Source organism: Prevotella sp. LCP21S3_D2 (assembly GCF_052118345.1).
Classification (GTDB): domain Bacteria; phylum Bacteroidota; class Bacteroidia; order Bacteroidales; family Bacteroidaceae; genus Prevotella.
The window spans coordinates 274,496-296,398 of record NZ_JBQKHJ010000001.1; the positions used below are offsets into that span (position 1 = coordinate 274,496).

At 46.8% G+C, this 21,903-nt stretch carries 15 protein-coding genes; 3 read left to right on the forward strand and 12 right to left on the reverse strand.

The window, feature by feature from the left end:
• Nucleotides 1–51 precede the first annotated feature (51 nt).
• The 4 genes from ACTQ16_RS01150 to ACTQ16_RS01165 form a co-directional block, all read right to left on the reverse strand.
• The gene (locus tag ACTQ16_RS01150; protein ID WP_441935703.1) at nucleotides 52–3,321 is read right to left on the reverse strand and encodes a glycoside hydrolase family 2 TIM barrel-domain containing protein; all 3,270 of its coding nucleotides are present in this window, start codon (nucleotides 3,319–3,321) and stop codon (nucleotides 52–54) included.
• Between the two features lie 61 nt (nucleotides 3,322–3,382).
• Nucleotides 3,383–4,588, reverse strand: coding sequence for a glycoside hydrolase family 88/105 protein (locus ACTQ16_RS01155; protein ID WP_441935705.1), 1,206 nt, complete (start codon nucleotides 4,586–4,588; stop codon nucleotides 3,383–3,385).
• A gap of 27 nt (nucleotides 4,589–4,615) precedes the next feature.
• A complete protein-coding gene (locus tag ACTQ16_RS01160) occupies nucleotides 4,616–5,866 on the reverse strand; it encodes a DUF2264 domain-containing protein (RefSeq protein ID WP_441933038.1) in 1,251 nt (416 codons plus the stop codon).
• 145 nt (nucleotides 5,867–6,011) lie between these two features.
• Nucleotides 6,012–6,776: a family 43 glycosylhydrolase gene (locus ACTQ16_RS01165; RefSeq protein WP_441935707.1), complete on the reverse strand. Its 765-nt coding sequence runs from the start codon at nucleotides 6,774–6,776 to the stop codon at nucleotides 6,012–6,014.
• A 192-nt stretch (nucleotides 6,777–6,968) separates the two neighbouring features.
• Between ACTQ16_RS01165 and ACTQ16_RS01170 the strand changes: the two genes are divergently transcribed.
• On the forward strand, nucleotides 6,969–8,186 hold the full coding sequence (locus ACTQ16_RS01170; RefSeq protein WP_441935709.1) for an ATP-binding protein: 1,218 nt from the start codon (nucleotides 6,969–6,971) through the stop codon (nucleotides 8,184–8,186).
• A gap of 391 nt (nucleotides 8,187–8,577) precedes the next feature.
• Here the strand turns inward: ACTQ16_RS01170 and ACTQ16_RS01175 are convergent, their stop codons facing one another.
• From ACTQ16_RS01175 to ACTQ16_RS01200, 6 genes are all read right to left on the reverse strand, one after another.
• Nucleotides 8,578–10,467, reverse strand: coding sequence for a heparinase II/III domain-containing protein (locus ACTQ16_RS01175; protein ID WP_441935710.1), 1,890 nt, complete (start codon nucleotides 10,465–10,467; stop codon nucleotides 8,578–8,580).
• A 145-nt stretch (nucleotides 10,468–10,612) separates the two neighbouring features.
• Complete coding sequence (locus tag ACTQ16_RS01180) at nucleotides 10,613–11,521, reverse strand: hypothetical protein (RefSeq protein WP_441935711.1); 909 nt, start codon at nucleotides 11,519–11,521, stop codon at nucleotides 10,613–10,615.
• Nucleotides 11,522–11,548: 27 nt separating this feature from the next.
• Nucleotides 11,549–12,304 carry a hypothetical protein gene (locus ACTQ16_RS01185; protein ID WP_441935712.1) on the reverse strand — a complete coding sequence of 252 codons (756 nt, stop codon included), beginning with the start codon at nucleotides 12,302–12,304 and terminating at the stop codon, nucleotides 11,549–11,551.
• A gap of 47 nt (nucleotides 12,305–12,351) precedes the next feature.
• On the reverse strand, nucleotides 12,352–12,852 hold the full coding sequence (locus ACTQ16_RS01190) for an RNA polymerase sigma factor (protein ID WP_441935713.1): 501 nt from the start codon (nucleotides 12,850–12,852) through the stop codon (nucleotides 12,352–12,354).
• 138 nt (nucleotides 12,853–12,990) lie between these two features.
• Entirely contained in the window at nucleotides 12,991–15,069 is a 2,079-nt protein-coding gene (locus tag ACTQ16_RS01195; RefSeq protein WP_441935715.1) for a glycoside hydrolase family 127 protein, read from the reverse strand.
• 202 nt (nucleotides 15,070–15,271) lie between these two features.
• The gene (locus tag ACTQ16_RS01200; protein ID WP_441935716.1) at nucleotides 15,272–17,233 is read right to left on the reverse strand and encodes a glycoside hydrolase family 97 protein; all 1,962 of its coding nucleotides are present in this window, start codon (nucleotides 17,231–17,233) and stop codon (nucleotides 15,272–15,274) included.
• Nucleotides 17,234–17,471: 238 nt separating this feature from the next.
• On the opposite strand from ACTQ16_RS01200, the gene ACTQ16_RS01205 reads away from it, so the two are divergent.
• Nucleotides 17,472–18,278 (forward strand): Cof-type HAD-IIB family hydrolase, encoded by an 807-nt coding sequence (locus tag ACTQ16_RS01205; RefSeq protein ID WP_295347072.1) that lies wholly within the window; start codon nucleotides 17,472–17,474, stop codon nucleotides 18,276–18,278.
• A gap of 360 nt (nucleotides 18,279–18,638) precedes the next feature.
• Here ACTQ16_RS01205 and ACTQ16_RS01210 read toward each other — a convergent pair whose 3' ends face one another.
• Together ACTQ16_RS01210 and ACTQ16_RS01215 are read right to left on the reverse strand one after the other, a co-directional pair.
• Nucleotides 18,639–20,147 carry a helix-turn-helix domain-containing protein gene (locus ACTQ16_RS01210; RefSeq protein ID WP_441935718.1) on the reverse strand — a complete coding sequence of 503 codons (1,509 nt, stop codon included), beginning with the start codon at nucleotides 20,145–20,147 and terminating at the stop codon, nucleotides 18,639–18,641.
• A 9-nt stretch (nucleotides 20,148–20,156) separates the two neighbouring features.
• Complete coding sequence (locus tag ACTQ16_RS01215; RefSeq protein ID WP_441935720.1) at nucleotides 20,157–20,423, reverse strand: hypothetical protein; 267 nt, start codon at nucleotides 20,421–20,423, stop codon at nucleotides 20,157–20,159.
• Between the two features lie 185 nt (nucleotides 20,424–20,608).
• On the opposite strand from ACTQ16_RS01215, the gene ilvA reads away from it, so the two are divergent.
• Nucleotides 20,609–21,808 carry a threonine ammonia-lyase gene (gene ilvA, locus ACTQ16_RS01220; RefSeq protein WP_441935722.1) on the forward strand — a complete coding sequence of 400 codons (1,200 nt, stop codon included), beginning with the start codon at nucleotides 20,609–20,611 and terminating at the stop codon, nucleotides 21,806–21,808.
• Nucleotides 21,809–21,903 lie beyond the last annotated feature (95 nt).

The window sequence follows — 21,903 nt, forward strand, 5'->3', positions numbered from 1 at the left end:
GGATTTTCTGTTTAAATATATTGGATTTTTATCCAAATCCCTGTTTTTCTACTATTTATCTAATGGAATGAGCACGAAAGTGAAGTTCTTATCGCCATAATGGAGGCGATATTTCTCCAAAGGCCATGCACCCCAAGAGTTCTCACCAGCCACACCAGAATGCTCTGCATCGAGGAAGAGATTGGTGAATTTTGACTTCTTCAGGTTGAAACTGTGACGCTGATCCTTGTCATCACCATCATCCAGTTCTTCTGTATCGAAGTGGATAGCGGAAGCATAGAATGGCTTGCAGCTCTTCACCTTGAATCCGAAGCCGGAAGCATCGGTCTGGTTCCACCAGCGCATATCGCCCTTGGTTCCACTCTCCTGTGGACGGATGTATGGGAAGTACTGGTTGTCGGCATCAGCGCTGTAGATTCCGATACGCATGCAGTCCTCACGGTCTGAATAGTTCTCGATAGGACCACGACCGTAATACTGGCTCTTGTCCATATCGTATGGCAACTGCATCAGCATACCGAAACGGAACAGATCGCTGACCTTGGCATCATCAGAAGCATCAAACTCCTGGCTTACCTTCATCGCACCGGTGTTAGGCATGATGAGATATTCGATTTCCAGCTCGCCCTTCACTTCTGGCATCTCATAGGTTGCACAGATATTGATGGTGTTTGTCTTCTTATCCTTTTCAACAGCTACACCCTTCAGGTTCATGACAGGGTTCTTCCAAACCTTGAACATCTTCTGCAGACCTGCACCGAAATCATTATCGGTAGGAGCACGCCAGAAGTTTGGCTTCAGGGTACCGCCCTCGCCGAGGAGCGACTTGCCACGATAGGTATATTCAGAGATGAGACCGGTGGTACGGTTCACCTTCACGGTCAGATCAGGAGTAGTAACGGTGATATCCTGCTCGCCCTTCTTGTCGACGAGCTTAGCCTTCACCTTCTTGCCGTCCTGAACTTTAGCCATGTTGTCTGCACAATGACCGCAGCACTTCTTCTCCTTCACTGCCAGCTGGGCATAAGCCACAATCTGACCAGCCTCCATCAGAGGTTCAGCCTTCTTCAGACGGAAGTCGATGTTGAGGAACACCTCCTTGCCCTTTACCTTAGAAAGGTCGTAAGGGATGGTGAAGTTCTTGGTCTGCTGGGCAGCCACTTCGATATCAGCGATGGTACCGTTCTGAGTCTCCACGCCATCCTCAATGAGGCTCCATGCCAAGGCATAGTTGCCTAAATCGCGGAAGAAGTTCTCATTGTGTACACTTACTTCGCCCTTCTCGGCATTCACCATCTTAGCCCAGATGTTCTGATACTGGTAGGCTACCTCGTAGGCATGAGGATTGAGCTGACGGTCTGGACCGATGATACCATTGCAGTTGAAGTTGTTGTCGCTAGGGTCGTAATTGTTGTAATCGCCACCGTAGCAATATTCTATCTTGCGGAGCTCTTCATTGCTCATCTTCTCAGGATTCTTGATGGTCATCGGCTTCAATACCTTGCGGTGCAAGCCCTGGTCAACGAAATCCCAGTCGAAACCACCCTGGAGGATAGGATACTTGCGAATCAGATTCCAGTAATCCTTCAGGTTACCGCCTGAGTTACCCATGGTATGGTTGTACTCGCACTGGATGAGCGGCATCGGACTGTTAGGGTCCTTCGCATACTTTTCACAAGCACTTACAGGATAGTACATAGGGCAGAAGATATCGGTACCCTCGCCTCTGCGAGCCTGCTCATACTGAACCGGACGGCTCTGGTCCTGGCTCTTGATCCACTTGTAAGCCTGCAGGAAGTTATCGCCCATCACAGTCTCATTACCCATACTCCAAGTTACGACACTAGGATGATTGAAGTACATGGAAACATTGTGCTGGTTGCGCTCCAGAATCTGCTTGGCAAACATCGGCTTCTTGGCAGCTGCATCATCGCCATACTGGAAACCGTGACTCTCCTGGTTAGCCTCAGCTACCACATAGATACCATACTCATCGCAGAGCTCGTACCAGCGTGGATCATCAGGATAGTGGCAAGTACGGACAGCGTTGATATTCAGGCGCTTCATAATCTTGATATCCTGAATCATGCGCTCCATGCTCAATACGTAACCTCCGTCAGGGTCCATCTCATGACGGTTGGCACCCTTGATGAGCACAGGCTGACCATTGACAAGGAACTGCTTGTTCTTGATTTCCACCTTGCGGAAACCTACCTTGACAGGAGTCATGCTAGCCGCCTTCATAGCGTCCTTCTTCTGAGTACCAATCAGGGAAACCTGCAGTGTATATAAATAAGGTGTCTCGGCACTCCACTTCTGAGGATTAGCTACCTGCAGAGAGAAATTGGCAGTACCGTTCTTAGCCACACCGGTGGTGGTTGCTACCTGCTTGCCGTCCTTATCGAAGAGGGTGAAGACGAGCTTGCCGTTACCCTTTACCTTGGTAGAGATATTGAGCACACCATCCTTGTAGTTGTTTACAAGGTCAGGAGTAACACGGATATCCTCCAAATGCAACTTGGCATCGCGGGCAAAGAGATAGCTTTCACGAGCCACACCGCTCAAGCGCCAGAAGTCCTGATCCTCATCCCAGGAGCCATCGCACCAGCGGAAGGTCTGGAAGGCAATCAGATTCTTGCCCTTCTTCAGATAAGGAGTGATGTCAAACTCGGCAGCCACCTTGCTATCCTCTGCATATCCGGCAAACTTGCCGTTTACATAGAGATAGATGTTGGAAGTTACGCTACCGAAATGGGCTACAACCTGCTTGCCATCCCAGTTGGCAGGGATGTCGATGATACGGCGGTAAGAACCTACATGGTTGTCCTTGGTAGGAACTGCTGGTGGCTGCTGGTCAAAATGTCCGCGCCAGCCAAAGCCTACGTTCACGTATTCTGGATCACCGAATCCATTCATCTCCCAGTTGCCAGGAACATTCATGGTCTTCCATTTGGAATCATCAAGATCTTCCTTGTAGAAGTCGGTAGGACGCTGGTCGGCATTAGCCACCCAGTTGAACTTCCAGGTTCCGTCGAGCGAAAGGAAATACTTGCTTTCCGTCTTGTTCATGTGCAGGATATCATTGCTCACAATCTTACCGTCTTTCTCAGAAACCCAGTCATCTGCCGGATAGGTGAAGAAATTAGTGTGCAACGGAAAACGATTAATGGCATTCACCTGAAGGTCGTGCCATTCTGTGTAAGTTGGCTGCTGGACGGTCGCCTTATTCAACGACTTAATGGCAGCCTTCGGTTTGGTTGCACCGAAGGTTGCCATAGCCAATCCTGCCAAACTTAATGTAACGAACAGTCTCTGTTTCATGTTTGTCAGTTGTTATTAATACTATTTTAAATTGATATATACCTTATTATATATAAGCATCTTACTTGATGGCAAGATACTTATCATATTCGCAGGCAGTGAGAAGCATGGCTCCCACACCGAAGTTTGCCTGAGAGTTGGCATCAACAGTCTGACCAGGGATGGCTCTCTCGCCGATAGGCTGAACATATCCCACCTTGCCATCAGGCTGAACGGCAGTCTCTGTCAGATAAGTCCAGGCACGGTCGATGACCTTCTTGTACTCCTTCTTGTTGAGATAACCATTGTTGACACCCCAAAGCATACCGTAGGTGAAGAAGGCTGTACCGCTGGTCTCAGGACCTGGAGCGTGCTCTGGGTCCATCATCGAACGGGTCCAGTAGCCCTCCGGCTGCTGGATTTCAGCTACCGCCTTAGCCAGTTTCTGGAACTTGTCTACGAAGAACTGATAGTGCTGGTAGTCCTTTGGCATATCCTGAAGCACCTTAGCCAAACCTGCGAGAACCCAGCCATCACCACGAGCCCAGAAATCCTTCTTGCCGTTGGCACTCTTGTGCTTTGGATAAACGTACTTGCCATCACGGAAATAGAGGTTGGTCTCCTTGTCGAGCATAATCTCATCGGTGGTGAGGAGATTATCGTAGAGTTTGTCGAGATACTTGGTATCGCCGGTCAGCTTATACATCTTGGTCATCACAGGCATCACCATGTAGAGGGCATCGCTCCACCACCAGTAATCTGTTGGCTGAGAGTAAGCCTCGTAGTGCATCACCTCCTTGGCACGCTTCACCATATATTCTGATGCTGCGGCATTTCCCTTGGCTGCCTCGATGTTATAGAGGTCGATGTAGGTCTGGAAACAAATCTGCCAGTCGCCGAAGAGAACGTGATTTTTTCCCTCGCCGTATGGCTTATACTTCCACTTGGCTGGGTTTGCCTCTGTAGCACCGGTCCAATCGTTGTGTTCAGCCCAACGGATAGAGTAGTCGAGCATTTTCTGGTCCTTGAGCATCTTATATACCTCCATGTTGCCGGTATGATAAGCGGCATTGTCCCAGAAGGCACGCACCTCAGGCTTGTTATTGACCTGCCAGTAATTATTCACCTTGGTGATGAGTTCCACCACCTGCTCATGATCCCATTTCCTGGAAGCCTTCACTTCCTTCTTATTCTGTTTCTTGACCTTAGCGGTCTTCTTGGATGGCTGCGCTGCACTCAAAGGCAAAGCCAAGGCTGCAGCTGCCAACATCATCAATATCTTGCGCATGATTAATTATCAATTATCAATTATAAATTACCACTTGTCCTTGGTAACAATCTCGTCCTTCCAGTGATGGTCCTTAGGGAACTGCTGATTGTTCCATGCCTTCACCTGGGTCCAAGGCTGTGCTGCATCTGTCCAGAACGGATGATCGGCAGGCAGACCGAGAGGCATGAAGGCAAGGGTGGTCATATAGAGCGAACCGTTGTTGGTATACCAGTCAGCAACGTTCTTCTGGCTGTTTCCGCAGAAACCGATAGAGAGATAACCCTTCTCATTGAAGTTGTTCTCCTGGTCGAACATGCGATGCAGCACCTTGGTCAGGGCTGCACGAACCTGACCATTGCTCAAATCCTTAGGCAACTTCTGATACCATGCCATCAGAGCAAGCGGCTGCATGGTTGCCATGCGGTAAGGAATGCTTCTGCCGAAAGCCGGGAAGGTTCCTTCCGGAGAGATGAATCTCTCGAGGATGATGCTGTACTTCTGGCAGCGCTTCAACTCCCGGTCGTAGTACTTCTGATAGTCGAGGCGGGAATTCACCTTGGCATCCACCATCGCCTGGAGTGTTTCCAGATACATCGGATGGAACACATAGCTGCTGTAGTAATCGAAAGCGAACGAAGGACCGTCAGCATACCAGCCATCACCTACATACCACTCCTCTACCTTGCGGCAGGCAGAATTGACGCGATATTCATCGAAATCGCCACCCGCCTTTGCCATGAAGCTCTCGATGGTAGAAGAGAAGAGAAGCCAGTTGGTATAAGGAGGATCGATGTGGCGGAGCTTGGCAAACTCCTTCAGGTATCGCTGCTTGGTCACCTCGTCCAAAGGCTTCCAGAGTGTATCGTAAGCCCGGAGGAAACTCTCGGCGATATAGGCTGCATCAACCAGGTTCTGACCGCCGATGCCCCAGCAGAGATAGTCAGGGTTCTGAGGATCTACGGCATTCTTGTAAGAAGCCAAAGCCCATTCACGCAGCTGCTTGCGCTGCTTACCTTCGGCTGTAGCATCATCAGGAAGGGTGAGCCAAGGAGCCACACCAGCCATCAGTCTGCCGAAGCACTCCATATAGAGCACCTTCCTGTTGCGGTTGTCGAAGCTTGGACTGAACTCCGTCTGCATGTTCTTCTGCAGCTCGCCCTTAGCCATGTTCTCCAGAACAGGCTGGGCCATCTTGTAGGCAAGCGAGCACCAGTATTGGCGGTCGCTCTGCTGTACTGTTTTTTTCTTGGCAGAAATTCCCATGAAAGGAAGCAGCGCCAAGACAAGGGTCATCATGATACTCTTAAATATATAATTCATAGATAGTTGTATATTGTTTGTTGTTATTAATAATTGTAAGTTGAAAGTTGCCAGTAGCCTCAGCTAAGCAACTGCAAAGATATGTATAATTAATTAGAAACAAGCAGAGCGACCGTATTTTTTATTGTTTTTTCAACACTGGTGTACCGTTTTCCCAAGAAATAGGCACCCAGAGGTGACGACTGTCGCTCAAATGCTTCGGATTCCACATATCTGCCATGAATACATAGTCGGCGCCATGGAACATCTTCTTCTGTGCTGCAGTTTCCACCTTATATATATAGGTACCCTGTGCGCCAAAGGTCTTGTCGGCACCCTCACCACGGCAAGGATTAGGCAACTGCTCCCAAGGACCATAGATATTCTTAGCCTTGAACATGCGGGCAGCATTTGGAGCCCATCCGGTACATCCGCTGGTAATCATCCAGTAGATGCCATCCTGCTTGAAGATGGTTGGAGCCTCGTTCTGTCCGCCGGCAGCTACTCGTACGTAGCTGCCGTTGTGCTGCATGTAATCATCTGTCAACTGTGCGATTTGGAGCGTTAAATTTTCCTCTGAAGAATAGATATGGTAAGCCTTGCCATCATCGTCGATGAAGATGGTCATATCTCTAGACATCTGTCCTCCCTCAAAGTCTCTCATCCAGAACATACCGCGCTCTATCTGCTTGCGCCATTCCGGAGTCCACCAGCTCTTCAATTCCGGGAAGAGAAGCTGATGCTTGAGGTCGGTAGTATCTGGCTTGGCGAACCCTACAGGATAGATACCCGGATTCACTCTTCCAGAACGGATGAACTTGAAAGGTCCGAAAGGAGTATCGCTGGTAGCCACACCATAGCGGGCTGCAGCATATCCCTGCCCTTTCAATTCGAGATGGAACCACATGACGAACTTCCTGGTCTTCTGATTATAGAGAACCTTAGGGCGCTCGATGATGCAACCACCCTCGATGTCGCTACCTGGTTCATTAGAAAATGTGTACCAAACCTGTTAATTATAAGTAATAAAAACAAAAAACTATCGTTTTTGTTACTTATACGAAACAAAAAGAGTATCTTTGCGGAAAGTTTTACTCGTATGAAACAAAAAATATTAGAAAGACTAGGGTATTCCAATCGTATCGAACGCATGTTTGGACGTGGAATGATGATTGCGTTGACGGGCCAGAGGCGTGTCGGCAAGAGTTGTGTGATGCGGCGAATTTATAATCACATCGCTGAGAATGAAGAAAATCACGTTATCTATATAGATAAGGAGAAAACCTCATTTGATATGATAGCCAACTATCAGAATCTGGAGGCTTATGTAGCAGCCAACATCGTTGAGGGTAAGGAAAACTATCTGTTTATCGATGAGGTGCAGGAAATTTCTGATTTCGAGAAAGCGCTCCTCAGTATCCAATCGGATGATACCTGCCAGATTATGATTACCGGCAGCAATGCCAAGATGCTGTCGGGCGAACTGGCAACTCGCTTGAGAGGCAGATATATAGCTTATCGCATTCGAGGACTCTGCTATGAAGAGTTCCTGACGTTCCATGAACTGAAGGATGATGATGCTTCCTTGAACCTGTATCTGCAGTATGGCGGGCTCCCTCAGTTGCGCAATTTAGGGTTGGAAAATACTGATTTGGTAGAAGATTATCTTGACAATGTGTATAATACAATAGTGCTTCGTGATATCATAGAGCGAGAAAACATCAGAAATATACCATTGCTGCGAACGCTGCTGAAGTTTGTGAGCGATAATATCGGTAAACAATTCTCTGCAACGAGTATTGTAAAATTACTGAAGAGCCAAAACACCGAAACGTCTGCCAAGATGATTCTCACGTATTTGGAGCATTTAAACAATGCTTTTATTATCGATCGAGTCAACAGATACGACATTCATGGCAAGCGACTTTTCGAGTTAGGCGACAAGTTCTATTTCGAAGACCTGGGAATCAGGAATCATATTATAGGTGGCAACAGGCGTTTTGATATAGAAAAGGTGATGGAGAACGCTGTATATATCCATTTGTGCAGGATGGGTTATAAAGTATATGTTGGTCAGATGTATAAGGCTGAGATTGATTTTGTAGCCGAGAAAGCGGATAGTGTGGCGTATGTGCAAGTTACCTATCTGCTGGCTTCTGAGGAAACGGTAGAGCGTGAATTCGGCAATTTGAAATTGATAAAAGACAGTCATCCCAAATACGTGATTTCTATGGATAGGCTTTACAGTCAAACCAATATTGATGGCATTAAGCACATTCATCTGCGAGATTTTTTGAAAATGACGACTTTGGTTTGATGCCAGGTAGATTACGAATATCACCATATAATCAAGAGTCTATACGCCACCTGTTCATCGTGGCATATAGACCCTTGACTTTTCCTGATTTCAGTAGACACTTTTTTACTTTATAAACTAGAAAGGTAGACACTTTCAATTTAATAAAACTGAAATAGTAGACAACATCAATAAAAGGATAAAAGCGAGATGCTTTGTAAAGAAAAGCTGAAAATCATGATACTTTGATGATACTTTTTGTAAAGTAATCCCAAAAATACCATTCTCTTATACAGCTATAAATCAAGTACATACAATATATTCTCAACCAAAGAATAAGACTTTGAGACTTTTTCTCACGAAAAAACTTTTTTCGCGAGAAAAAGACAAGTAAGAGAGTGGGGCATAAACTTTACCTCGTTCCTACGAACCGGTATTTCACTTTTGCCATCGGATAGTTATCGTTCAGTCGCAGAATGATGCGATAGACGTTATCCTTCCACTGCGTCTTCATGATGCCATCCGTCATCTGTACCTTTTCAACAGATGCCGAAAGATACTGCGCATCATATTCCAGACGAACCATACCGCCCTGAAAGAGGATTCTGCCAGTCTTCTGAACCACCGGCTTGCCATACGCCATCAGGATAATCTGATTATCAAAGACCTGACCATTCAGTCGGTCCTTCTCTATCTGCAGGGAATCGAGCTTGTACTGTTCGGTTACTTCTACCCAGTTATATTCTCTATCCAGGGCAATGGTACGCTGCCATTTATCCACATGCGCTCCCTCGGTATAAGCCTTTTCGAGATTCAACGACAGGGAAGAAACACCATCTGCAAAGACATGATTTACCTTCTCGGCACGATACTTCCTGCCATCCTTCTGCTCCAGACCATTGATGATAGGAACGTTGTGATAAGCCGAACGGCAGTTCATCAGCTCAAAGCGCTGGTTGCTAAACGACTTCGAGGTATAGGTATCACGTCCCAGGTCGATAACCACCGGCTGATTGTTGTGATAAACAATAAAGTTGCCGATATCGTTGTGGTTATGGCTTTCGGCATTGTTACCGCCTTTCGCCGCCACAAACCAGTTCTTGTTGCTCGCCACCATAATCTGGGAATTTACCAAATAGGCATCTTCCGTCTTAGGCTCTACAGACGCTGTTGCCTGATACTTCGGCAGCATGGAGAGGAGCATCAGTTCCCTGCCCAGCTTCGGATAGTTGCCCGATTTCAGGAAGAGCGTTGTAGGCTTGAGGGTATATTGATATTTCTTGCCCACATAAGCTGCCAACTGCATCATCTGCAGGTTCTGGAGATAGGCTCCATAAGGAAAGAGGATGTTGATGTTCGGAACGTTCTGAGCCTGGGCATCCGAGAAATTCACAAAGGTAAGGTCGTTGATATACATCGTAGTGATGAACCTACCCATATTCTCCACCTTCTTCTTCTGAGCTTCATTCAATGTCAGAACCGCCTGCTTGGGAGCAAACTGCATGAAATAGAGCGACTCGAAGAACGAGGCGCCGGCACAGTCCCAATAGCTGACGCCTTCCTCGCAACCGCCATCATCGGGATAACCCTTCAGAAAGGTTCGCAGACATTGCTGCACTCCCTTGAAGGCAGCATCTCGCTGCTTGGCATCTGATTCGCAAATCAAAACAGTTTCCAACCAGTTGCTCGTAATCCAGGTATTCCAGTTGTTGGCATTGTTCTTCCAGCCCTGCGGCTGGTTCAACACTGGTTGCAGGAATCGGCGTTCTATCTCGTTTCTCACCTGATTGCAGAGTCCCTTTTCCTTCCTGTTGATTTCATCTTCCAGCATATAGAGGGTCCATGCAAGCATGCCTGCCGTCTCAGCATTGAAAAGATCAACCGGCTGGATATCCTTTTCAGGATGGTCTTGCGGATAATGTGCCGGGATTCCCCACCAGGGTTCCTTCTCTATAAAATAATGTAAGCCCTTGCGGATAGAAGACAGGAACCGTCCCCTGCCCTGCATGATTTCTGCCATCACCAGACAGACAAACTGTTTTCTGATACCAAAGCTAGCTTCCTCGTATCGGGTACGGTTACCATTGGTTCGGAACTCGGCAAAAGTTTCAGCAGGGATGGCATTCCAAGGTTTCTTCTGATAGAGATTGCCCAACCGGATATAATCGTTGCGCATCGCCACCGGCACCTGCTTCTGCCAATACTTGTCACCAGCCTTCGGGAAAGGCACAAAAAAAGCCTGGGCTTTCATCAACATGGATGAAAGCACCAAGCCTAATATCATTATCAATTTCTTAGTCATATCGTTTACTTTTTGCGTACAAAGTTACGAAATAATAACAAGACCTAAGTCTAGAAAAAGATAATTTTAGAGAAAATATCGCTTTAAAGCGGTATTTTACGAGAGAGAATTTCACTTTTTCCTCAGTTTATACCTCCAGGACTAACTACTTCCTCAAAGAATTGGCTGTCAATTCCAGAAGGCTCTGCAGATATTCATCGTCTGTATCCTTCTTCATCTTATTCAGCGAAGTGGCGCAGAATTTCTTCTCATCGGCATTCAGCAACTTGCCATATCCCTTACAAAGCTTGACTATCTTGTTGGCTACACCCGTCTGGAGGGTACGTCGAGTTACCTGATTTCCCAAATAAGCGTATTGGTCACTGGCATTCTTAAAGGCAGCACGGAGCATGTTGAGTTGCACCATAAACTCAGCCGCATCCTTTGGCGGAGTCATCTCCAAGTCATAACTGCGAGCCAGATTCCTGTTATACTTGACGTTGCCCAGGTAAACAAGAGAATCCAAACCTTGAACAGCATTCATCTTATAAGATAATGACATCTTATAAGCTTGCGGATCCTTGGAGTAGAACTTATATACACTGCCCTTTACCGAACGATCCATTCCCTGATACCATACCAAGGCATAAACATATCGCATGGTAGAATCTTTGCTGTCACGGAAATACTGCAGGTTATAGTTGCGGTCTTTGTGAGTACCAAACTCGTAAGTCATGGAATTATCCTTGCCATACCCCACCCGATTCGTTTCAAGACTGAGAGAGCCCGCTTTCTTGGTAAAACTAATATAAGCGAGGCGACTATTGCTCAATAAAGCCTTTTGAAAGGTATCCACCATTTTCTGCTTTCTCTCAGGAATAGCGAACTCAAATCCCTTCATCATACCTATATTGTAGGTATTCATCGTGGAAGAAGTAACGAGGTCGTCTTGCAATAAATCCTGTACGAATTTATCAAAAGCCTGGTCGATAGCCGGTATAGGCTTCTGGGCATGGCAAGCCGAAGAGAGCACCATCAGGCAAGCCACAAATGCTAATTTAAAAGTTGTTTTCATATTCTTCTTCTTTTTAATTGTTTCTTGTTAATAAACCTCCTGGTCATCACTCACATGGTCCTCATCATGCACATTCTCCTCGCCTTCGAACGAGGCACTGGCAATATCGGCATTGAGCGACTGGGTCTGAAGAGCATCGACGAGATAGAGTTTGAAGAACATTTCGTTCTGCTGTGCCTCCATCTCCCGGAGATGCTCATCGGCAAGCTTTTCCGGCTCTGCCAACAAAGAATCGGTAGCAATATTCTGAGCTATCCAAAGCTTTGGAGGAGCAGGAGCAAACAGATGCTGACGATATTTCCTCTGCTTGTGCTTCCTCGTTTTGGGAGATACGGAATCACCCGACTTTTTTATCTTTTCAGGCATGGAGAGATCGGCATTTGTCGATTTTTCCTCGTGGACAACAGCAGAATCTGTATCCTCCGGAGTCGTTCTGCCATCGAGTTGAGCCATCTTCGATTCATCCTGATGCCCTGTCTGTTGTCCTATCCAAGGAATAGCAAAACCTATCAGTAGGGCGATGGATGCAGCCAAACTAAGCGGCAACCATAGGCGGCGCATTCGTGCTTTAGCCTTTGGATGAGCATTTTCTACATGCTCATCCGCTTCATGGTCGAGGGGCATGCCCTCGTCGAAATATCCAAACATCATCTGGTATTCCTTCAGGTCATCGCTCACATCGGAATGCTGCCGAAACCACTCCCCTAACAGAGTCTCCTCTTCCAGAGAAGTCTCACCAGCCATAAACCGGTCGAGCAACAAACGTATATCTTTTTCGTTCATATCATTTTTTCCTCCTTTATTGATTATACCTATTATATATATAAGGGCTATCGACATCTTTTTCTGATTTCCTGCAACATCTGCTTTCTTGCCCTCGAAAGCAACACGGATACAGATTCTGTGGTGATGCCCACGATTTGCGCTATTTCCTCAGAGCTTTTCTTCTCTACCTGTCGCAGATAAAGCACCTGATATTGGTTGGAGGGCAGCGCCTTGAGGCGTTTTTGGAGCCACTGTTCGTTCTCCGAGTTTTCCACTTCCACATCGGGCGGCGCATAGGGGCTAGGCGACTTATCGAAAGGCTGGGCATCTATCGAAATCATCTTCCGCTTGCGAAAGAGGTCGATGCAAAGATGCTTGGCTATGCAGCCCATCGAACCTTTGGCATGAGCAGCAGACTGAATATCATCCTTGATGGCCCAGAGCTTGAGCATCGCATCCTGTGCGATGTCCTCAGCCTCTTCGCAGCCAACACCATAACCTTGACTGCTCTGCAAGGCTATCTGCCGCAACTGCGGAACGATATGGATGAATTCATTCTCTGTCATTTGCCCTTTTTTGTTTTATTTGTTCAAAACTACAACATAAACGGAAAAGAAGTGTTTTTCTTAATGGGATTAACCTATATTAACAAGAAAGCCTGGCAAACACCCTTGCCAAGCTTTCTTGATTTAAAAAACTATTTATTACTTATCCATAAACGACAAGCCCTGATAGAACCAGACATTCATCTGGTTGGCGCCACGATGATTCCAAGCATAGTAAGGAATCAGGGTGAGCTTCTGGTTCTTGACAGAAACGGTGCCATCAGCAGCCTGGTCGAGCACCTGAGAAGAGGTCTGGATAGCCTTTACCGAGAAGGCTGGAGCACCCTTGGTCTCTGTGTTCTCGATGCTGTAGTTATCTACCAGCGAGAAGGCAGGCTTCTTGACCATAACGGCACGGAGCACTGGCTCGTTCTGATTATCCACAGCCTCAGCGCAATATACCAATGGTCCACGCTCTACGGCAACCTTACCCTTATCATCTGCCACCTTAACGTTGGCAACTACTGTACGAACCGGCATATCGAAGTGGATGCGGATGACATCGCCCTTCTTGATGTTCTTGACAGGGAGATAACCCTTGTTGGCATCGAGGTCAGCCTCTACAGCCTTGCCATTCACGGTTACACTATAAGCAGGCTTCTCGGCATCGCTATACTTGTAAAGATCGCTAGGCAACACCTGGTTGCGAACCCATCCAGGAATACGGACCAGGAGGTTGGCATTCTTTACGCCGCTCTTCTTCACAGCAATCTTGATATCGCCGTTCCAAGGATACTCGGTAGTCTCCTCCAGAACCACATCCTTGCCATTCACCTTGATGGTAGATGTATTGCCGGCAAAGAGATTCACATAGATATTGTTGTCCTTCACGCCATAGAGATAACCTGGAACAGAAGGGATGAAGCGGCACAAGTTACTCGGGCAGCAGGCACATCCGAACCAAGGCTGGCGGGTGGTGTTGCCATCGGCATTAAACTTATACTTGCCATCGCTTGACAATGGGTTTGGATAGAAGAATCTGCCGCCATCCATGCTCATACCAGAGATGACACCATTATATAAGGTACGCTCCATGCAGTCGATATACTTGCTCTCGCCGTGAAGCAGGAACATGCGCTCAAAGAGATAAACCATAGAAATGGCAGCACAGGTCTCGTTATAGGCAGTCATGTTTGGCAACTCATAGTTATCACCGAATGCCTCACCGGCATGGCGGGCACCTACACCACCAGTAAGATAGTACTTCTTACCAACGATGTTTTCGAAAATACGGTCAATCACCTTCATATAGGCAGAATCCTTGGTCAGGGCTGCCACATCGGCAATACCGGCATACATATATCCGGCACGCACCGCATGACCTACCGCCTCATTCTGCTCCAGGATAGGAGCCTGACTCTGAGAATATGGGTTGCGGATATGAGTCTTGCCACGATAGTCAAGCAGATACTTAGCCTCATCCAGATACTTCTTCTCACCGGTCAAGGTATAGAGACGAGCCAAAGCCATCTCTGCAATCTGATGACCAGGAACGATGGTAACCTGTCCTGGATTAGGTCCCACTTCCTTTACCACACAATCGGCATAGCGCTTGGCGATGTTCAGGAACTTGGTGCTTCCGGTAGCCTGATAGTGAGCACAGGCTGCATCTACCATGTGACCGAGGTTGTAAAGCTCGTGGCTCGCCTCCTCGTCCTTGACCCAACGCTTATTTCCCGACCACCCGTGTGGATGCTTTGGGTTGATGGTACGGGCGGTATAGAGATAGCCATCTGGCTCCTGTGCCGCAGCTACCACATCGAGCACGCTGTCGATGTAAGCCTTCAACTTCTTGTTCGGATAAGTCTGGAGGATGTAGCTGGCACCTTCGATGGTCTTATACACATCGGTATCATCGAAAGAGAAGCCCATGAACTTGCTTACATCCCACTCCTTGGTATCCAACCCCGGGTGGTTAGGATGCTGCAGGGTATAGGCAGCCATCTCGAAGTTCTTGTAACGGTGCTCGCTCTCACACTTGCTGAAAGCCAATGGCACGGTTACCTCTCGGGCAGCCTTCAGACGGGCACCCCAGAAAGTATTCTGTGAAATCTTCACACTGGTGAATGGTACTTGAGTGAATGGATAGCCATTGCTCAATGTCTTTGCATTCTTCTGCGCCATCGTAGGCATTGCCACGGCTACAGAGAGCAATACTGCAGAAACTAATCTCTTCATATTGATAGGTTTAAAATTTATTATTGTTATATGTTTTGCGGTGCAAAGATAATAATAATTTTCGAATATAGTGTAAATCAGACAATAAAAGATGGGTACTTATCGTTAAAAAGTAACGAAAGCTCCCATCTTTCACCTTATTTCTGGATTTTACCTCTTTACTTTTAAAAAGCCCTGTTTACTATTTTAGCTTTTTACTTTTTTACCTTTCCAAGATCAGTCCACCCTTAGGCTGCATTTCCACCTTCAGGTTTCCCTTCTTATCCACCTTCACGTTCTTCATCTGCGATACAGGCCAGAGTGCCTTCTTGTCCTTGCTGGCTGTTTCATGATAATAGGTAACACTCTTGCCGGCAAGCATTGGCAGATTCAGGGTGAGTTTCATCACCTGGTCGGTGCCGTTCAAACCTGCCACATACCATTTATCACCATGGCGACGTGCCACAACCGCATATTTTCCAGGATAACCGGCGATGAACTTGGTCTCATCCCAGGTAGTAGGAACGCTCTTCAGGAAATCAATCTCATGCTGAGGAAGCTCAGAAAGATTATTCGGATAGATGGCGATGCACTGGATAGCTGCCTGATTCATGATAGCCGAAGCCATCTCGAAAACATCGGTGGTATAACGGCGATGACGGCTCTTGTTATCCTTAGAGAGATACTTGTTCATGATGGTACCACCCCAATCCATCGCTCCCACAGCATTACGGCAGAATGGATGCATGGTGAGTTCGAAAGCCTCCTGCTTGGCATGATAATCAGAGAAGAATACATTCTCTGAAGCCAGTACAGCCTCGCTCGATACATAGTTAGGATACATGCGCTCCCAACCTCTTGGCAAAGTACAGCCATGGAAGATAACCTGAATGCCATAATCGTTGGCATCGCTGAGGATGTCTTCATACTGCTGCATGGTATGCTGCTTGTCACCACCAAAGAAATCCACCTTGATACCCTTGATGCCGATGCTCTTCATCCAAGCCATTTCCTTCTTGCGGGTCACGATGTTATCCATAATGCCACGAGGTCCCTGAGGTGCATCGTTTGCCACGCCATTGGAATTATACCAGAGCATCAGACTTACATTCTTGCTCTGCGCATACTTGCTCAATTCGGCAATCTTGTCTCTTCCAATTTGAGTATCCCAGAGTGCATCAACCAGCACATATTCAAATCCCATGGTAGCAGCCAGGTCGATGAACAGCTTCTGGTCGTTATAGTTGCAGGAACCATCCTGCCAGATGAGCCAGCTCCAGGCATACTTGCCTGTTCCGTATTTCTGGGAAGCCTCGAATCTTGGCTCCACTACATCGTATGGAATAGTGGTCTCTACCAATGGCTTCAAATCAGAACCCACGGTGATGGTTCGCCAAGGAGTGGACCCCGGAAAGATGAAGGCGCCCGATGTAGAACCTATGCCATCTGCCTCTTTCTCCATCGGGAAGGCTATCTGATAACCCTTTGCTGCATCGTAATCGCTGATATGACAACCCGGATAGTTGCCGTGAGTACCCGTCTCGCTGACCAATACCCAGCCATCGCCGCCTACCTTGAAGAGGCATGGGAAGGTATAGCCATGACCATAGCCGGATTTTGCCGTTAAAGGCTGATCTACCTTGTAATCCTCCTCATAGCTTGGTTTGGTTCGGGCAAAACCAATGAGCGGATCCGACTGTGGACAGAGGTAAGTGGTGGTTACCTTTGGAAGATTGAAGGCTGTCTTCTCTTCGTTTACGATGATATGCTGAGCCTTCAGTTGATCAAAAGTATAACGGAAAGCCACATCGTTGTTGCTCACGTTGAAGGTAACCGTCATCGGCTGCTTTTTGCCGTTCAGATAAGTCACGTTGAGCTGGTTGGCATGATAATCTACATGCGATACCTTGGCGGTACGGAGATCATAACTCTTCTCCACCTTTGCTTCTTTCTTATTCTGATAGGTCAAGCCCTGACTGAAATCGCCCACATTGGCAAGGAGTCCGAGCTGCGATTCCTCCATCATTCGCTTGCCTGCATAGTCGATGGAATAATAGAGTTTGCCATCGCGGTCTTCCACCACGACATTCAACTTACCATCAGGAGAAGTGATGGTATTCTTTTCGGCATAGGCGCCGATGCCAGCCATCAATGCCAGCGCTACTGCTAAAACGTTTTTCTTCATTTCCGATTGCGTATAGTTTAGTTATGATTATATTTTTGTGATTGCAAAGATACAGAATTTAAACGATTATCATGTCCTCAAATCGATAGAAAAAGTATATAATTCATCATTTTGGCACAAATCATAAAGTTTATGTTACAATACAGACAATCCTTTTGAGAAAACTTTGGTGCGGTCAATTTTTTATATTAACTTTGCAGCATAATAGCAAAATAAGACAATGGAAAAAACAAAACAGATTCCTTACCGTGCCATCGCCTTAGACTTGGATGGCACCTTGACAAACCACGAGAAGGTGGTCACCCCAAAGACTCGTGAAGCTCTCCTGCAGGCATCAGCCAAGGGAGCAGTAATCATCCTTGCTTCCGGTCGACCTACCTACGGTATCGAACCGGTGGCAGAATGCCTGGAGCTGAACAAGCAGGGAGGATACATTCTTTCCTATAATGGCGGCAATATCGTGAATGCCAAAACTGGCGAAAAACTCTTCTCGCAGTTCCTGCCAGATGAAGTGATACCAGAATTATATGCGTATGCCGAGGAGAACGGTCATGCCCTGCTGGGATATGCCGGCAACGAAATCATCACCGAGATGCCGGATGACCAGTATGTCAAGGAAGAATCACGCATCAACAAGATGAACATTCGAAAGGTAGAGAACCTATTTGAAGCCCTGGAGCCTCATCCAACCAAACTCCTCATGACCGGAGATCCATCGGATATGCTCAAGGCAGAGGAGGAATTAGTGGAAAAGCTGGGAGACAGAATGGATATCTTCCGCTCGGCTCCTTTCTTCCTGGAACTGGTTCCTAAGGGTATCGACAAGGCTAAGTCGCTGAGTCGTCTCTTAACGAAAATCAACCTCACCCCTGCCGATATGATAGCCTTTGGCGATGGCTACAACGACCTCAGCATGCTGAAGCTTGCAGGCATGGGAGTGGCTATGGAGAATGCTGCACCAGAGGTTAGAGCCGAGGCCGACTACGTAACTTTATCGAATGAAGAAGACGGTGTGGCAGCTGCTCTCGAACACTTCAACATGTAAATTCTACCACTTCTTCACTCATAAAGTTCGAATCATTCATATTTCAAGAAATCCCCCTACTTTGGGGGATTTTTTGTTATTCTCTATTGGAAAATTCGTTACTATCAGGTATTTTTTCGCTATTATCCAGCATTTTTATAGATTTTCGAAAAACAATTATATAAAATCGAAACACATCCCAATGGAAAAGCCCTACCTTTGCTAGGTCAAATCATTTTAGCATGCAGAATATGTGTTCTGCATAAGATGAATTTGAGTGCCAAAAATAAATATCAATGACACAAACAAGACATAGGCAATCCAAAAAAAGATGCGAAAACGCTGGAACTCGCTTGGCGAGACATACTCAAGCAATTGAGCCTATAGGTATTCACTCGGCGAAACACCGAACTGCTTCTTAAAAGCTACAGAGAAATGAGCCGCAGTACTAAAACCAGTCAACACGGCTATTTCAGAAATACTGTACTTGCCTTCACGCAGCCAAGCTGCTGCTTTGTTGAGCTTATACTTACGGAAGAAGATACCAGGTGTCTCGCCAGTGAGTTCCTTTATCTTGTAATTAAACTTCGCCGGACTGATCAGCATGTCGCGACACACGGTAGCCACATTCAAATCCTGCGAATCAGCCAGCTGGTAATAGCGCTTGAAAACATCCTGCATCCTATCCTCAGCCATCAATTTGCCACTATTGAAGACAGATACCTTCAGAATATCATCGTCAACATGGGCACTTATTCTGATTACACCGCCTGGCGAAGTATGCTTCAAGGCATTGGTAAAAAGATTGCCCATGATTTTCTCCACCTTATCACCATCCAGCCACATCAGGTAGTTACCTTGCTTGATGACCAGTTCCAGTTTAATGCCTTTCACCCTGGCAGATTCTTCAAAGGAAGCTACCTGCTGGCACAACTCTTTCGCAGCATCAACCTCTACAACCCTGAGGCGTAGCTCATTGGTCTCCAGCTGGTTAAAGTCGAGCATCTGGTCGATGAGCCTCAGCATTCTATTCACACTTATACAGACATGATTCAGGATGCGATGCACCGAATCGGGCAAAGCCTTGTCGGCATTCAGCATCATCAGCGGACCGGCAATGATGGTGAGAGGGTTACGAAATTCGTGCGAGATATTGGCAAAGAATTTCATATTCATCTCCTTGGCACACTTCTCGCGCTCTGTTTCACGCTGTTCTTGCAGAAGACGAAGATGATTGGTACGGGCCTTCAGATATAGCCTGTTGAAAGTATAGAGCACGAAAACGATGATACCAAAATAGAGCAACCATGCCGCTGACGACCACCAAGGAGCCGGCTTGATGATAATCTCTATCTTACGCTCTGCCAATGCAGGACGGTTCATGGAAGAAATCAATCGCAGATGGAAGGTGTATTTACCTGGTGCCAGATTGGAATAATGAGCCACACATTCGTAAGTAGGTGCCTGCCAATCCTTATCATAGCCCTCTAACCGATACTGACACATCAATGCCGAGCGACGACTGAAGGAAGGATAATAGAAACTAAACTTCAAGTCGTTCTCATCATAAGTAAAAGTATAACGGCTCAAACGCGAAACTTCATCGGTAACGGCAAGCACCTTACCTTCTTGATTCTTCACCTCCAAACCAAAGATATTGAGCATCTTGCTGGCATGGGTACCAACATAGGTTCGCAGGAAATCAGTATTCATAGCCTGAGGAGGCATGAACTTACAACCGTCAGAACTGCCAAACACAACACTACCGTCAGGAGAAAGACAAACAGAATTGGCATAGAACTGCCAGTCATCCTGATCCTGGCTAGCCGATAGAAGACTGCTCATCAGGAAGGTTTTGTTGGCATGCGTCAAGAAGAAGGCATTTCTCATCGTGGTAACTCAGACCTGCCGGTCGGCATCTTCTAACATCGCTTCTATATGCTCATCGCTCAACAATAGATTCACACGGCGCATATACTGCTTCTTCATATCCATGAAATAAAGTCCATCCCGCATCGTGCCCAACCACAGATAGCCATACGAATCCAGCCTTACAAAAGCAGGGTCCTTATTGCCATTATGAGGCATTCCCGCCACCTTCAGCTCCTTCAGCTTACCGGTCTTGGGAGAGAAGATTGCCAGATGCATACCCGCCATAAACAGCATGATATCGCCATTACTTTATAATGGTTTTCTTTATCATGGCGACAAAATTACACATTATTATCGCATAAACAAAAATTAAATCAATTTATTTTGTGATTTCTTCAAATTAAAGTATCTTTGCAGAAATAATCAGACAGGATGACAAATCCTGTTGTAACAACAGACACAAAAGCATATCAGCAGTTATGTTACAACTAGATAATTTCTATAAGGCTCGCTTCGTGCTGAGCCAAGTGATCAGAAAAACTGAGCTGGTTCGTACACCAAGAATCAACCCAGAGAGTGATGTATATCTGAAGCCGGAATGCCTTCAGAAGACGGGTTCGTTTAAAATACGTGGTGCCTACTATAAGATTTCACAACTCACCGAAGAAGAGAAGGCGAAGGGAGTGATAGCTTGTTCGGCTGGCAACCATGCGCAAGGTGTGGCACTCGGGGCTACCGCTATGGGAGTAAAGAGCCTCATCTGTCTGCCAGAAGGTGCTCCTATCTCGAAGGTAGAAGCTACCAAGCGACTGGGTGCCGAGGTTTGCCTGGTGCCTGGAGTCTATGATGACGCATACCAGAAGGCATTGGAACTGAAAGATGAATGTGGCTACACCTTCGTTCATCCGTTCGATGATGAACATGTGATTGCCGGTCAGGGAACCATCGGACTGGAACTTCTCGACCAGTTACCTGATGTAGATGCTGTAGTTGTACCTGTTGGTGGTGGCGGTTTGATTTCTGGTATCGCCTTTGCCATCAAGTCATTAAATCCTAATGTCAAGGTTTATGGTGTTCAGGCAGAGGGAGCAGCCAGTATGATTCAGAGTCTCCACGACCACAAGCAGGAAAGATTACCATCCGTAGCTACCGTAGCCGATGGCATTGCCGTAAAGGAACCGGGAAAACTCACCTTCGAGACCTGCTCCAACTACGTGGACGAAATTGTTACCGTGAGCGAGGATGAGATCTGTGCAGCCATCCTGAAACTCATAGAGAGTGAGAAGATGGTAGCCGAAGGCGCTGGTGCAGCTAGCGTGGCAGCCGTGATGTACAACAAGGTACCAGTCAAGGGAAAGAAAACCATCTGCGTGGTGAGCGGCGGTAACATCGACGTAACCATCCTGAACCGTGTCATCAACCGTGGATTGGTGAAGAGCGGACGTCTCTGTACCATCGAGATGGAGCTGGACGACAAGCCGGGCGAATTGGTTGAGGTAGCATCCGTCATCGCAAGCCTGGGCGGCAACATCACGGGAGTTCATCACGACCGTTCTGCCAATCGCAACAAGGTGAATGCCTGCGTACTCCGACTCACCATGGAGACCCGCGACGAGGAACACGTCAAGGAAATCAAGAGTGCCCTGGAACAGAAGGGCTTCCATCTCTGGATTATATAAGAGAAGAGACTTTTAGAAATATCCATAAAATATAAAAAGAGGGTGCGCCGTCAGTTGATAGCGCACCCTCTTTTTATATCTTATTAAACTCTTTA

Excerpts from the sequence above, each read along its gene's own strand:
- ACTQ16_RS01150 (WP_441935703.1), bottom strand. The coding sequence starts at position 3,321 with ATGAAACAGAGACTGTTCGTTACATTAAGTTTGGCAGGATTGGCTATG.
- ACTQ16_RS01155 (WP_441935705.1), bottom strand. The coding sequence starts at position 4,588 with ATGCGCAAGATATTGATGATGTTGGCAGCTGCAGCCTTGGCTTTGCCT.
- ACTQ16_RS01160 (WP_441933038.1), bottom strand. The coding sequence starts at position 5,866 with ATGATGACCCTTGTCTTGGCGCTGCTTCCTTTCATGGGAATTTCTGCC.
- ACTQ16_RS01165 (WP_441935707.1), bottom strand. The coding sequence starts at position 6,776 with ATGTGGTTCCATCTCGAATTGAAAGGGCAGGGATATGCTGCAGCCCGC.
- ACTQ16_RS01170 (WP_441935709.1), top strand. The coding sequence starts at position 6,969 with ATGAAACAAAAAATATTAGAAAGACTAGGGTATTCCAATCGTATCGAA.
- ACTQ16_RS01175 (WP_441935710.1), bottom strand. The coding sequence starts at position 10,467 with ATGACTAAGAAATTGATAATGATATTAGGCTTGGTGCTTTCATCCATG.
- ACTQ16_RS01180 (WP_441935711.1), bottom strand. The coding sequence starts at position 11,521 with ATGAAAACAACTTTTAAATTAGCATTTGTGGCTTGCCTGATGGTGCTC.
- ACTQ16_RS01185 (WP_441935712.1), bottom strand. The coding sequence starts at position 12,304 with ATGAACGAAAAAGATATACGTTTGTTGCTCGACCGGTTTATGGCTGGT.
- ACTQ16_RS01190 (WP_441935713.1), bottom strand. The coding sequence starts at position 12,852 with ATGACAGAGAATGAATTCATCCATATCGTTCCGCAGTTGCGGCAGATA.
- ACTQ16_RS01195 (WP_441935715.1), bottom strand. The coding sequence starts at position 15,069 with ATGAAGAGATTAGTTTCTGCAGTATTGCTCTCTGTAGCCGTGGCAATG.
- ACTQ16_RS01200 (WP_441935716.1), bottom strand. The coding sequence starts at position 17,233 with ATGAAGAAAAACGTTTTAGCAGTAGCGCTGGCATTGATGGCTGGCATC.
- ACTQ16_RS01210 (WP_441935718.1), bottom strand. The coding sequence starts at position 20,147 with ATGAGAAATGCCTTCTTCTTGACGCATGCCAACAAAACCTTCCTGATG.
- ACTQ16_RS01215 (WP_441935720.1), bottom strand. The coding sequence starts at position 20,423 with ATGCTGTTTATGGCGGGTATGCATCTGGCAATCTTCTCTCCCAAGACC.
- ilvA (WP_441935722.1), top strand. The coding sequence starts at position 20,609 with ATGTTACAACTAGATAATTTCTATAAGGCTCGCTTCGTGCTGAGCCAA.